The sequence below is a fragment of the Vibrio sp. 10N.222.46.A1 genome (assembly GCF_041473595.1).
GTDB classification, from domain to species: Bacteria; Pseudomonadota; Gammaproteobacteria; order Enterobacterales; family Vibrionaceae; genus Vibrio; species Vibrio tasmaniensis_A.
Map to the genome: position 1 here is coordinate 1 of NZ_JBFRSN010000847.1, position 570 is coordinate 570.

At 44.7% G+C, this 570-nt stretch carries 1 protein-coding gene; it reads right to left on the reverse strand.

What is annotated here, in order from left to right; translation table 11 throughout:
* On the reverse strand, positions 1 to 570 hold a 570-nt coding region (locus AB4496_RS20905), incomplete at both ends, for an Hsp70 family protein (RefSeq protein ID WP_372131853.1).

The following is a 570-nucleotide window of genomic DNA, read 5'->3' on the forward strand; positions in this document are numbered from 1 at the left end:
ATTTCGCCTACAGATAGGTCAGCATCTGCTAGAGCAACTTTTAGTGGCTCAAGAGAACGTTGAACTAGGTCTTCAACTAGAGACTCAAGCTTCGCGCGAGTCACTTTGATGTTCATGTGCTTAGGACCAGTCGCATCTGCAGTAACGTAAGGTAGGTTTACGTCAGTTTGAGTAGTAGAAGAAAGCTCGATTTTCGCTTTTTCTGCTGCTTCTTTAACACGCTGCATTGCTAGTGGATCAGCTTTAAGGTCGATACCTTGCTCTTTCTTGAACTCATCTACTAGGTAGTTGATCATGCGGTTATCGAAATCTTCACCACCAAGGTGAGTATCACCGTTAGTTGAAAGAACTTCGAAAGTCTTCTCGCCTTCTACTTCATCGATTTCGATGATAGAGATATCGAATGTACCACCACCAAGGTCGTATACAGCGATAGTGCGATCACCACCTTGCTTGTCTAGACCGTAAGCCAGAGCAGCAGCAGTAGGTTCGTTGATGATACGTTTAACATCTAGACCAGCGATACGGCCAGCATCTTTCGTTGCTTGACGTTGAGCATCGTTGAAGTAA